This window comes from Cobetia sp. LC6, assembly GCF_030264805.1.
GTDB lineage: Bacteria > Pseudomonadota > Gammaproteobacteria > Pseudomonadales > Halomonadaceae > Cobetia.
In genome coordinates this window covers 244,633-256,684 of sequence record NZ_JASSPL010000002.1, presented here as the reverse complement: position 1 = coordinate 256,684, position 12,052 = coordinate 244,633, and the positions used below count along the sequence as shown (strand labels likewise).

Annotated in this window: 12 protein-coding genes; 3 read left to right on the top strand and 9 right to left on the bottom strand. The window is 63.6% G+C overall.

Going from position 1 to position 12,052, the window contains the following annotated elements; genetic code table 11:
- Positions 1-12 precede the first annotated feature (12 nt).
- Positions 13-837: a hypothetical protein gene (locus QQF40_RS04430; protein WP_285460559.1), complete on the bottom strand. Its 825-nt coding sequence runs from the start codon at positions 835-837 to the stop codon at positions 13-15.
- Positions 838-1,454: 617 nt separating this feature from the next.
- On the opposite strand from QQF40_RS04430, the gene QQF40_RS04425 reads away from it, so the two are divergent.
- Both QQF40_RS04425 and bfr read left to right on the top strand, forming a co-directional pair.
- On the top strand, positions 1,455-1,658 hold the full coding sequence (locus QQF40_RS04425; protein WP_043333196.1) for a bacterioferritin-associated ferredoxin: 204 nt from the start codon (positions 1,455-1,457) through the stop codon (positions 1,656-1,658).
- A gap of 420 nt (positions 1,659-2,078) precedes the next feature.
- A complete protein-coding gene (gene bfr / locus QQF40_RS04420; protein WP_131431198.1) occupies positions 2,079-2,558 on the top strand; it encodes a bacterioferritin in 480 nt (159 codons plus the stop codon).
- A gap of 93 nt (positions 2,559-2,651) precedes the next feature.
- Here the strand turns inward: bfr and QQF40_RS04415 are convergent, their stop codons facing one another.
- The 8 genes from QQF40_RS04415 to bufA2 form a co-directional block, all read right to left on the bottom strand.
- Complete coding sequence (locus tag QQF40_RS04415) at positions 2,652-3,773, bottom strand: 5-(carboxyamino)imidazole ribonucleotide synthase (protein WP_285460558.1); 1,122 nt, start codon at positions 3,771-3,773, stop codon at positions 2,652-2,654.
- A 3-nt stretch (positions 3,774-3,776) separates the two neighbouring features.
- Positions 3,777-4,295 carry a 5-(carboxyamino)imidazole ribonucleotide mutase gene (gene purE / locus QQF40_RS04410; RefSeq protein ID WP_043333193.1) on the bottom strand — a complete coding sequence of 173 codons (519 nt, stop codon included), beginning with the start codon at positions 4,293-4,295 and terminating at the stop codon, positions 3,777-3,779.
- 216 nt (positions 4,296-4,511) lie between these two features.
- Positions 4,512-4,769 (bottom strand): DUF1653 domain-containing protein, encoded by a 258-nt coding sequence (locus tag QQF40_RS04405; RefSeq protein WP_225996526.1) that lies wholly within the window; start codon positions 4,767-4,769, stop codon positions 4,512-4,514.
- Between the two features lie 66 nt (positions 4,770-4,835).
- On the bottom strand, positions 4,836-5,729 hold the full coding sequence (gene tcdA, locus QQF40_RS04400) for a tRNA cyclic N6-threonylcarbamoyladenosine(37) synthase TcdA (protein ID WP_175090077.1): 894 nt from the start codon (positions 5,727-5,729) through the stop codon (positions 4,836-4,838).
- Between the two features lie 230 nt (positions 5,730-5,959).
- Positions 5,960-6,781 carry a pseudouridine synthase gene (locus QQF40_RS04395; RefSeq protein WP_285460557.1) on the bottom strand — a complete coding sequence of 274 codons (822 nt, stop codon included), beginning with the start codon at positions 6,779-6,781 and terminating at the stop codon, positions 5,960-5,962.
- Positions 6,782-7,009: 228 nt separating this feature from the next.
- Positions 7,010-7,846: an HvfC/BufC N-terminal domain-containing protein gene (locus QQF40_RS04390; protein ID WP_285460556.1), complete on the bottom strand. Its 837-nt coding sequence runs from the start codon at positions 7,844-7,846 to the stop codon at positions 7,010-7,012.
- On the bottom strand, positions 7,843-8,802 hold the full coding sequence (gene bufB, locus QQF40_RS04385) for an MNIO family bufferin maturase (protein ID WP_285460555.1): 960 nt from the start codon (positions 8,800-8,802) through the stop codon (positions 7,843-7,845). The genes QQF40_RS04390 and bufB overlap by 4 nt, the downstream gene beginning before the upstream one ends.
- A 169-nt stretch (positions 8,803-8,971) precedes the next feature.
- On the bottom strand, positions 8,972-9,238 hold the full coding sequence (gene bufA2, locus QQF40_RS04380) for a BufA2 family periplasmic bufferin-type metallophore (RefSeq protein ID WP_285460554.1): 267 nt from the start codon (positions 9,236-9,238) through the stop codon (positions 8,972-8,974).
- A 268-nt stretch (positions 9,239-9,506) separates the two neighbouring features.
- Here bufA2 and QQF40_RS04375 point away from each other — a divergent pair, with 268 nt between their 5' ends.
- Complete coding sequence (locus QQF40_RS04375) at positions 9,507-12,005, top strand: fatty acid cis/trans isomerase (RefSeq protein WP_285460553.1); 2,499 nt, start codon at positions 9,507-9,509, stop codon at positions 12,003-12,005.
- The last annotated feature ends 47 nt before the right edge of the window (positions 12,006-12,052 follow it).

The window sequence follows — 12,052 nt, the reverse complement described above, 5'->3', positions numbered from 1 at the left end:
TGCAGGGCGTGATCAGACGCCCAGCAGGTCATCCAGGCGCGTGATGATGCGCTCCACGCTGGCGCGTGACACCACCAGGCTGTCTTCCTGTGCCGCTGTCTCGGGCAGTTCGCGCGGCAGGTCGATCACCGCGGTACCCATGCCTTCCAGGCGCACGCCCTCACGGTAGCGCACGAAGGACAGCTGTCCGATCGGACGCTGGCCACCGTGGTCGAGGCGCGCCAGACGCGTGAAGGCGCTGACGGTATCGAGCACCGGCGCGCTGGTCAGCGGCAGGTGTGTCAGGCGCCATGCCAGCCAGCCATCGATGTCGACGGCTTCATCGCGCAGGGTGGCGAACCAGTGGCGCGCCTGATCCAGGCGGTAGCGAGCACGGCCCTGCTTGTCGAGCCACAGCACGTCGGCGCTGGCCTGACGTGGGCTTTCCAGCTCGCCCGGCAGGTACAGCCAGGATTCGGTCAGGCGCTGCAGGGCACCCGGCAGCGGCTCATCCAGGGTACGCTCGTTCAGGGAGTCCAGCGCCGCGCTCAGGTCGCCCTGTTCCGTGCTCTCGCCGGTGTTGGAGTAACCGACGTTGTAGCGCCAGACACGGTCGGATATTTCCTGGGTGACCACATGGTCATGGGGCAGAGCGATATGACTCATCAGCTCACGCGCGTTGCAATGCTCATCCACCAGGCCTTCACGGCGGGCTTCACGATAGAGATTGCGCAGCAGCGGGGTCAGCGGCAGGCGGTGGTGGTCACCAAAGCAGCTGCCGGCGTCGCGGACGGCGTCCAGATCAAGTGGCAGGTGGGACGTGGCGTGATGATCAGCGGTGGCGAGTTGTACTGACATGAAATCGGGCTCCTTGCGGATTGGCGTTCGGAAATCGGCAGATAGGGCAACAGCAGACGGATTCAGGCCGGTCACGGCTTCAGCATGGCGCCCATCATCGGCATGCCGATGCGGGTCATGGCCATGAGGAGGTGAAGCGACGGAATCTCTTGCGGTGTCCTGTTCATGTTCTTTCCTGATTGCCTGGCGGGGCGTGGCAGTCATTTGCCTTCATCGTGACGCGGCGCTTCCCGTGAGCGAGGAGCTGGGCTGCGTTCGAGTGACCCGCCTGAGTGATCGGTTAGCGATGACTCATTATGTTTTGGTGCGATTGTTTTTCGAATTGCATAAAAAATCGTTATACATACTAGCGGCCTCGTGTGAAATCGCAACCCTACCTTTCTGTCATCCACGGGCCATCATTCTTTATACGGCGCTGGCTTTGCCCACGGCAATCGCTTTGTGAGCCTGATGTGGCCTGCTTGAGAGATCGTGTGTTCCGCAACCGCAAACCGGCCCGAAACCGCCTCGCCAAGTATTTGATATATCGTGGGAATGAGAATTTTTTGCAGTCAGGTGTTGCGCATGTTTCTGCGAATCATTTACATTTGTCTCACTTGGAGTGAGCGAGGTGAGCCATGTACGTCTGTCTGTGCAAAGGTGTGTCAGACCACAAGATCCGCGAAGTCGTGGAACAGGGAGCGCGCAGCTTCCGCGAAGTCCGTGAGCAGACCGGATGCGCGACCCAGTGCGGCAAATGTGCCTGCATGGCCAAGACCATCACTCGCGAAGCGGTCGCGCGTGAAATGATGCCGGCAGAGGATCTCGCCTACGCGGTGTGACGCAGGCTTGAGCCGAGGCTCGCCTGCCGGCGACTGACACCCCAGTCACCACGCTGGCCACTACTGCGTGATCCATTCTCGTCGAGTCCCGGCAAGGACTCGCGCCCATGCGAAAACGCCCGCCACCTGGTCTCAAGACCGGGTGGCGGGCGTTTTCGCATGGGCGCCAGGCAAGTCGATGTCGGCCGCTACATGACAACGCGGATACCAATCTTTCCCATTTGCGCCTAAAAGTCGATAACTTGTTGCTATGTCTCGAAAAAATCATGTTTTTGCGCCATACTTGCCGCACCTGACCGATAGGGCGCGCCTGACGTGCCCGCGCTGCGGCTGATGCATGCCGTCATCAGGCGCAGTAGAGAACCTGACGCAAGCAGCAACCCTGACAGGAAGCAACCCTGACAAGAGAGGAATGGCGACATGAAAGGCGATCCCAAGATCATCGAGCATCTCAACACCATACTGGCCAACGAACTGGTCGCCATCAATCAGTACTTCCTGCATGCGCGCATGTACAAGGACTGGGGCCTCAAGCGCCTGGCCAAGTGGGAATACGACGAGTCCATCGAAGAGATGCGTCACGCCGATACCCTGATCGAGCGCATCCTGTTCCTGGAAGGTCTGCCCAATCTGCAGGACCTCGGCAAGCTGCGCATCGGCGAGAACACCAAGGAAATGCTCGAGTGCGATCTGGCGCTGGAGCACCAGGCACATGGCGATCTGAAGGAAGCGATCGCCTACGCCGAACAGATTCGCGATTACACCTCGCGTGATCTGTTCCGCAAGATCCTCGACGACGAGGAAGAGCATATCGATCATCTGGAGACCGAGCTGGGCCTGATCGAGAAGGTCGGCATCGAGCTCTACCTGCAGAAGCAGATCCACCACGAGATCGACTGATCCCTTGGTGGCGCGCTGAGTCGTGCCGAAACGAAAACGCCCCCGCTGCCGATGGCAGTGGGGGCGTTTTGTCTTCAGTGGCGCAGAACCGGCTTACTTGCCCAGTTCATTGACCAGCAGCGCTTCAACAGCCGCGATGCGTGCGTCGAGGCTCTCCTTGTCGCCAGCCAGCACCGTGATGTGGCCGATCTTGCGGCCCGCGCGCGGCGCCTTGCCGTAGTCGTGCAGGCGCGCGCCAGGAATGGCGAGCACGGCGTCACGTTCCGGCATGCGGCCGATGATGTTGAGCATCGCGCAGGGCGTGAGCAGTGCGGTCTCGCCCAGCGGCATGCCGGCGACGGCACGCAGATGATTCTCGAACTGGCTGGTGACGGCGCCTTCGATGCTCCAGTGACCCGAGTTGTGCACACGCGGGGCGATCTCGTTGGCCAGCAGGCGCTCGCTGCCATCGGCGTTCTTGACGACGAAGAATTCGAAGGCCATCACGCCGACATAGTCGAGCTCGTGCATCACCTTGAAAGCCGCCGCCTCGGCTTCGGCCTGCAGGCCGTGGGAGTCGAGCGGGGTGGAGCAGTGCAGGATGCCGCTGCGATGTTCATTGCGCGACAGCGGCCAGGCGCGTGTCTCGCCATCGCGACCGCGTACCGCGATCACCGAGACTTCGTGATCGAAGGCGATGAAGCCTTCCAGGATCAGCGGCACACTGCCAAGTTCAGCGAAGGTGTCGGCGACGTCTGCCATCTCGCGCAGCACCTTCTGGCCCTTGCCGTCATAGCCCAGCGTGCGTGTCTTGAGCACGGCGGGCAGACCGATGGTCGCGACGCCCGCTTCAAGATCCGCCTGGCTGTCGACCAGCGCCAGCGGCGGCACCTCGATGCCAAGACGCATGAACAGCGATTTCTCGCTCCAGCGGTCACGCGCGGTATCCAGGGCACCAGCCGGCGGGAAGGTCGGGCGCTCGGCCGCCAGATGCGCGACGGCGTCCGCCGGCACGTTCTCGAACTCGAAGGTGATGGCGTCAGACGCTGCCACCAGCTGGGTCAGGGCCGCATCATCCTGCCAATCGGCGCAGAGGTGATGGCCGTGGACGCGACCGCAGGGCGAATCCGAAGGATCAAGGAAGGTAAAGCGGGCATTCAGGGCGGCGCCGGCCTGAGCCAACATGCGGCCCAGCTGACCGCCGCCGACGATACCGAAGCGGAAGGGCTGGCTCATGGCTTACTCGCCTCCGTGGGACAGGCTGGGCGCGTCGGGGCGCGGGTCCGGATTGTCGAGCACACGGTCGGTCTGCTCGGCACGGAAGTTGATCAGCGCGGTGCGGATGGCCGGGTACTTGTTGGCCAGCTGGCTGGCGGCCAGCAGCGCGGCATTCACGGCACCGGCGCGGCCGATGGCCAGCGTGCCGGTGGGGATGCCGGCGGGCATCTGCACGATGGAGAGCAGGGAATCGACACCTGACAGCATGCTGGACTGCACCGGCACGCCCAGCACCGGCAGCCAGGTCTTGGCGGCACACATGCCCGGCAGGTGCGCCGCGCCGCCGGCACCGGCGATGATGACCTCAAGGCCACGTTCGGCAGCGGTATCGGCATAGTCGAACAGCAGGTCGGGCGTGCGATGGGCAGAGACGACCTTGACTTCGTGTTCGATCCCCAGCGCTTCCAGGGTTTCGACCGTATGGCACATGGTCGCCCAATCCGATTTTGATCCCATGATGACACCAACCAGTGCGCTCATGCTTCCTCCGCTCTTGACGTGGTATGAACCAGCTCACAGTGCCTGCCAGGCGTGCCGGGCAATGCGCTGTGTGGGCGTGGCCGAGCCGCGCGGGCAGATCATGCCCGCAAGCGGCTCAATGCGTATGTCTGGAAAAACAAGCGGCGCAGTATAGCACCGCGACCGACAGGCGGCATGTACCTGTCTGGACGGTCAGGATGTGGGTGCGCCCGTGGATCAGCAGGACCACGCCGACACCAGCGCGAAGCGTGGCACCGGCTCGCCCTGGATCTCGACGTTCTCCATGAACATGCTCAGCGGGCGCACCCACAGCCCGCATTCACCATACAAGGCACGATAGACCACCAGCAGTTCTTCGGTCTCGCTGTGGCGACTGGTGCCGATCACTTCGTACTGCGCGCCCTTGTAGTGGCGGTAGAGGCCCGGCACGGGACGATTTTCCGGCAGCGGCGGCATGGCAGGCAGGTCAGTCATGGCGATTTCCTTGAGGGTGAAGCGAGAAGCAAGAAGCATTGAAGCCAACAGCGAGAAGCAGGCGTATCAGTCGGCAGCATTCGGCGCCTGGGCGTCATCAGCCACAGAGGTGTCATCGGCGGCAGGCGTGGCCTTGGCACCGCGGCGTGCGATGCGCGCCAGCGCACGGGCAGCGGCGGTGAAGCCGAAGCTGCCGGTGACGAAGGTGGCCGCACCGAAGCCGCCAGCGCAATCCAGGCGCGTGGCGCTGTCGCCGGGCTTGGTGGCACACACCTCGCCGTCGGCGCCGGGGTAGGTCAGCTGCTCGTCGGAATAGACGCACTCGACATCGAATCGGCGCTTCAGGTTGCGACTGAAATTGTAGTCGCGACGCAGCAGTGAGCGAACGCGCGCCAGCAGCGGGTCCTGCTCGGTGCGGGCAAGATCACCGATCTGGATGCGTGTCGGATCGAGCTGGCCGCCGGCGCCGCCCGTCACGGTCAGGCCCAGCTTGCGCCGCTTGCACCAGGCGATCAGCGCCGTCTTGGCGGGCACGCTGTCGATGGCGTCGATGACGTGATCGAGGTCGTCGTGGATCAGCTCAGCGAGGTTGTCCGGCGTGACGAAGGCCGAGATGGCGTGGATCTTCATCTGCGGCGCAATCAGCTGGCAGCGCTCGGCCAGCACCTCGACCTTGGGTCGGCCGATCTGGCCATCCAGCGCATGCAGCTGACGATTGACGTTGGACACGCAGACATCATCGAGATCGATCAGCGTCATCTCGCCGATGCCGGAGCGAGCCAGTGCCTCGGCGCTCCAGCTGCCGACGCCGCCGACACCGATCACCGCGACATGCGCGTGGCGGAAGTGGGCGAAGGCGCTGGCACCGTAGAGGCGACGGATGCCGCCGAAGCGGAAGTCGTAGTCGTCTTCTGCAGGGGCCTGGCTGGCAGCGCCGGCCGCAAAGAAGCTTTCCAGCATCCGTTCGCTGGCGGAGGGCGTGCTGTCGTGGGTCGACGGCTCGCCTGCGGGCTTGCGGTCAGGGCTCTGTTCTTCAGAGCTTTGGCTTTCAGAACTTTTGTTTTCAGAGCTTTTATTTTCAGAGCTCTGCTGTTCTGGGCTCATGTCGGTCGAGCCCGGGGTGTCGGAAGAGGTGGTCATGCGCAGCTCGCGAATCTCGGGGGAACGGGTGGCAATCGGCAGGGGCACGCTCAGTCAGCCAGGTCGCCGGCGGTCGCATCGAGCCAATGTCTGCTCGGGCGCTCTGCCAGATGTTCAGCGTAGCGTTCGGGCAGATGGCCCAGCCAGCCGAAGCGCTCCATCACTGCCGCGTAGGCCCCTTCTGGCGGGCATGACAGGCTCAGCCAGCCGCCCTCGGGATGGGGAAGCTCGAGCCCGACAGCCGCCAACAGCAGGCGGGGGCATTCCAGTGTCGTGGCGAAGTAGCGATTGTAGTTGCCCTTGCCATGCTTGGCGTCGCCGATGATCGGGTAGCCACGGCGTGACAGGTGACGGCGAATCTGATGGCGGCGGCCGGTCAACGGACGGGCCTCGACCAGCGAGAAGCGCGACTGCGGGTAGCGGTCGATGGCGATGGGCAGCTCGACCTGTGCCAGGCGGCGCGTGTCGGTGATGGCTTCCTGCTCCGGCATCTCGGCCTTGGGCAGCTTGCCATCTTCCTTGCGCAGACCGTAATCGAGGCGTTGTTGCTCGGGCGCGACGCCGCGCACTATCGCCAGATAGCGCTTGCTGACCTGCTGCTCCTCGAAGGCGGTGCTCAGCTTGCGCGCCGCCTGGGGCGAGAGGCCGAACACCATCAGCCCTGATGTGGGGCGATCGAGGCGATGCACGGGGAAGACATGCTGGCCTATCTGGTCGCGCAGGCGCTGAAGCAGAAACTCGGTCTCGTGCTTGTCGATGGGGCTGCGGTGTACCAGCAAGCCCGATGGCTTGTGAACCACCACCAGTACTTCATCCTGGAACAGGATATCGAGTGGCTCAGCGGGTTCAGTCAGCTCAACAGGCTCAGTCATCTCAGCAGACTCGGCCTCAAGAGGCGTTGGCGTAGCGTCCGCCATCGGCGCAGGTGTCTGAGGCGCCGTCGGCGCGTCGGAGTGCGGGGCATCAAGGGAAGAGGGCATGGGCATCACGGCAGCAGGAAGACGAAAGCCGACCATCGCAATGAGGGTCGGCGTGTATTGTCCGGCTTTCGCCGCTGGCTGTCATGTCCGCTGTGGCATCTGGCGCGCGGATGCCTGATGTCAGGGCCTGACCAGCAAACCGGCGGCGAGCCACTGCACCAGCAGGTTGATCGCCACGCCGGGGGCTTGCTCTGCCCCCACCTGCGGCGTCAGCAGCTCACCGAGCCGGCCGAAGCTCAGGCCTTCGTCTCCGGCCGCGAGGATGGCGCCGAGAGCCAGGTCTTCCAGCGGCTCGAGAGAGCGATAGTGGACCTCGGGCGCGCCAGCGGTGGGCTGACGCCAGACGATCCAGGGCGTGGGCGTGTCGGACTCGACCGGCGCGCGTGGCGGCTCTTCATCGTCGATGGCCTTCCAGATGGCGGGCGTATCGAAGTGGAACGAGAAGCGCTGCAGGGACGGATGCGCTGCCAGGGTCAGCTCTGGCCACTCCTCGGGGGCCAGCGTCTGCAGGGTCTCGACACTCAGCGGAGTGCTGTCCACCACATCCAGTGCCAGCCCCAATGCCCATTCGAAGGCGGTCATCTCGGTGACCAGGGAGCGCTCGGGTTCGCGCGCCGCGACGAAGGCCGGGAAATGCTGGCCTGCCCAGCGAATCGAATAATGACTCGGCGGGTGGGTCGCGAGATAGTCACGACACAGCAGCCCGAAGGCGTCATCGCCGATCAGGGTGTGAACGGCCTCGAAATCCCCGCCGAAGACCTCGAAAAGCCGCAGGCGATAAGCCATCGCGTAGATGTCGAGGCGCTCCTCGGCACTGGCAAGCTGATCACTGATGACGGCATCGGCCGCCGCGCTGCGGGTGCCAGGGTTCGGCGTCGCGAGGTAGGCGCCCGTGGTCTCCTGCAGTTGTGTCAGGGCGCTGCGATCAGCATCGCCTGCGGGGCTCGCTTGCGTCATGCGCGCAGCCCTCCGTGGTCTGCGGTCTGATTCGCGCGCGTGGCATCCACCAGCGGACGACCACTGCGGCGGCGCAGCTCGGCGTACTCCTGCATCAACTCCGACCAGGGCGGTAAGTTGTCGTCGCGCTCGATCATGGTGGCGACATCGCCGAAGCGTGCCCGCGCGGCGTCATACAGCGTCCACACGGCGTCCGGGACGGGCTGGTCATGGGTGTCGATGCACAGCTCGCCGCCGGAGACTTCCTGCCGGACATGCCCGGCCAGATGGTGCTGCCAGACGCGCTCTACCGGCATGGCGTCCAGATAGGTCAGCGGATCGAAGCCATGATTGTGGCTCGAGACGATGATGTTGTTCAGGTCGAGCAGGATCAGGCAGTCGGCACGGCGGCTGACCTCGGCCAGGAACTCCCACTCGCTCATCTCGTCAGGGCGCCAGGTCAGGTAGCTGGAGACATTTTCCAGCAATAACTGACGGCCGAGCGCGTTCTGGACCTGATCGATGCGCTCGGCCAGGTGGTCGATGGTGGCGTCGGTGTAGGGCAGCGGCAGCAGGTCGTGGAATTGATGTGCGCCGGTACGCGTCCAGCACAGGTGGTCGGAGACCCACAGCGGTTCGATGCGCTCGCACAAGGCGCGCAGTTCGCGCAGGTAACGGCTGTCGACAGGATGGCTGCCGCCGATGGATAGCGAGACGCCATGCAAGGCGATGGGGTAGTGCTCGCGGACTCGCTCGAGATGATGAAGTGGCTTGCCACCGGTGCTCAATCCGCCTCCCCTCATGCCGCCGGATTCGCTGGCGCCGTGCCCCATGTAGTTCTCGCTGATGGCTTCGAACCAGTCGATATCCGGCAGCGTCGTCAGAATCTCGTGGTAGTACTCGGGGCGCAGGCCCAGCCCCTGACCGATGCCGGCGCTGGCGGGCGTGGGCAGGCGAGTGGTGACCGCTGTCGTCATGTGTGAGTCCTCTTCTGAGCGAAGGCAGAGGGCGCGGAAAAGGGCGAGGCAGATGGCGAGTCAGGAGGGCTGAAAGACACTCGCCAAGGCTCTCAGACAGAAACAGAATCAGGAACGGGAGGACGGTGTGCCGTCCTCCCGTCGGTAATTCGCCAGAGGCGTCTGAGGATCAACCCTCAACGACAGTACCACCTTCGCCGACACAGGATTCAGCGCTGGCAGTGTACGACCAGCCCTGGCCCTTGCAGGCGTTGTGGCCCTTGCAGGCGCTGTTGGCGGTCGCGCATTCGGAGGTGCCCTTGCAGGAGTTGATGCCGGAGCATTTCACGGCATTGTCACCGGCGTGCACCGGCAACGAGGTCAGAGCGGCAGTGGAGAACAGCGCGGCGGCAGCGGCGGCGAAGGAGGCAGCAGTAACGGTCTTCTTCATGGTCATGATGGCTTCCTATCGGGCAGGGCCCGTATTTTTTGAATTATGGATCAGGAACATCGTGGCACCCGCTGCGTCAGACAGCTCGTTCAGGCGGGTCATGACGTCATACGCCGTCAAAATAAAGTTGGATGCGGTAGCGCCAAAAAAATCTGACATCATTGTTCACTATGCTTGGAAAGGCAGTCTTGCCGAATTAGTGAGCATGCTTATGGTACGCTTTCGCCATCATCTGCCCGATTGCCGATATCCCTTCCTCTTGCTGGAGTTCCCCATGCCGGACCTACTTCGACGCCTGTGGCGCATACCGCGCTGGCGCTGGAGCATCGTGCTCGTTCTATTGTTGGGGGGCTGCAGTGCCGTCGCGATTCATCAGCTCGATGAGCGTTTCGGCCCCGCGTCACCGCGTGAGCGGGTGGTGTCTCACGACAGCCTTGCCGGGCGTCAGTGGGAGGATGAGGTAAAGCCGGTGATCGAGACGCGCTGCGTGGTCTGTCATGGCTGCTACGACGCTCCCTGTCAGCTCAAGATGTCATCGGCCGCCGGGATCGATCGCGGCATGAATCCGGCGCCGGTCTACGATGGCACGCGCTTGCTGGCGGCCAATCTGACGCGCATGTTCGAGGACGCGGACACCACTGAGCAGTGGCGCAGCATGGACTTCTCACCGGTGCTCAATGAGCGCTTCGACTCTCCGGCTGCCAATCTGGAGGGCAGTGTGCTGTTCCGTGCGCTCAGCCAGAAGCGCAAGGTACCGCTGCCGGTGACGGAAGATGGCCGGCTGCCGGAAGACCGTTTCGACCTGTCGCTCAATCGCAGTCAGGTATGTGCCCCCGTCGAGGGCTACGACAAGTTCGCCGAAGACCATCCTGACTGGGGTATGCCCTACGCCCTGCCACAGGTCAGTGATGAAGAGCACCGCACGCTGGTGAACTGGCTGGCCAAGGGTGGCGCGATGACGGGCCCGGCGCCGCTGCCCCAGGCGCTGATGCCGCACATCGAGCAGGCCGAGCGCTTCTTCAATGGCGACAGCCTCAAGCAGCGCCTGATGAATCGCTATATCTACGAGCATCTCTTCCTGAGCCATGTGTATTTCCCGGGCATCAAGGGCGCGGATGGACGGCCGATCTTCTTCAAGCTGGTGCGTTCCAGCACCCCGCCGGGCGAGCCGATCAAGCGCATCTCCACGCGCCGTCCCTACGACCCACCCTACGCCTCCTATACCGGCGATGAACGCGCGAGCATGCCCCACGATGACGCCGGGCGGCCGCGGGTCTATTACCGTCTGTGGCAGGAGCGCGCGACGATCCTGGCCAAGAATCATCTGCCCTATGCACTCAATGATGCTCGCTTCAAACGTTGGCAGGCGCTGTTCCTGACGCCGGATTACCCCGTGAATGACCTGCCGGATTACGACCTCAAGACGGCCTCGAATCCTTTCCTGACCTTCGAGGCCATTCCGGCCGAGTCACGCTATCGCTTCATGCTGGATGAGTCGCAGAACACCATCATGGGCTTCATCAAGGGGCCGGTCTGTCGCGGGCAGGTCGCGGTGGATGTGATCAATGATCACTTCTGGGTCGGTTTCACTGATCCGAAGATGTTCAGTCACCCGGAGGTGGAGCGCACCCTGGCCGAGGAAGGAAAGAACCTCAGTTTGCCCGCCGAGCAAAGCAGCAACGCGTTGCCTATCAGCTCCTGGATCAAGTTCGAGAGCAAGCAGACCGCCTATCTCAAGGCCAAACAGCGTCTGATGTCCCAGGCCTATCGCGATGGTGACCTGCGCCTGGATACGCGAGTGATGTGGGACGGCAGCGGCTGGGCCGACGGCCCTGGGCAGGGGCGCAACCCCAACGCGGCCCTGACCATCTATCGTCACTTCGACAATGCGGCGGTAATGAAGGGGCTGGTCGGTGGCGTACCCAAGACGGGCTGGATCATCGATTACCCGATGCTGGAGCGTATCCACTACCTGCTGGTCGCCGGCTTCGATGTCTACGGCAATCTCGGGCATCAGCTGGTCACTCGCCTGTACATGGACTTCCTGCGCATGGAGGGCGAGAACAACCTGTTGGTGCTGTTGCCGGCGGGCGAGCGCCAGGCGGTGCATGATAGCTGGTATCGCGACGTGAGCCCGGGGCTTGGGGGGCTGCTGTTCAAGAAACCGCCGCAGTTCGATGCGCCCAGTGACATTGTCTGGACACCGCAGGAGCTCTCGTCGCCGGACCAGGCCCGCCTTGGCCTGATGCGGCGCATGCAGGAGCGCCTCGCGCCGGAACTCGGGCATGAGCGCAGTCTGAGCAATGTCGAGGATGAGCATGTGCGACATGAGCTGCAGGCCCTCGCTGCGGTGCAGGGAGTCTCGGCCAGCCTGATGCCGGAGGTGACGATCGTCGCGCTGGAGGATGGCACTGATGACTCGCCACGCCTTTACAGCGTGCTGCGCAATTCCGCCCACGCCAACATCACCAGTCTGTTCGATGAGGAGGAAAACCGCCGTCCTGAGGAAGACACTCTCGATGTCTTGCGTGGCGTGGCGGGCGATTACCCGAATGCCTTCTGGCGATTGACGCCTGACACTCTGACGGGGCTGGCAGAGCGGGTGGCGGCACTCGAGACCGAAGAGGACTACCGCGCCCTGCAGGCCGATATCGGAGTGCGCCGGACTGATCCGCGCTTCTGGCAGTTCTCCGACAGCGTGCTGCGCGTCAACTATGCTGATCGCCCTGTCGAAGCGGGCCTGCTGGACTATAACCGCCTCGAGAACCGCTGATTGCCAGCGGGGCTTGAGCGGCCGAGACACGCTCTGTCGTCAGGGCT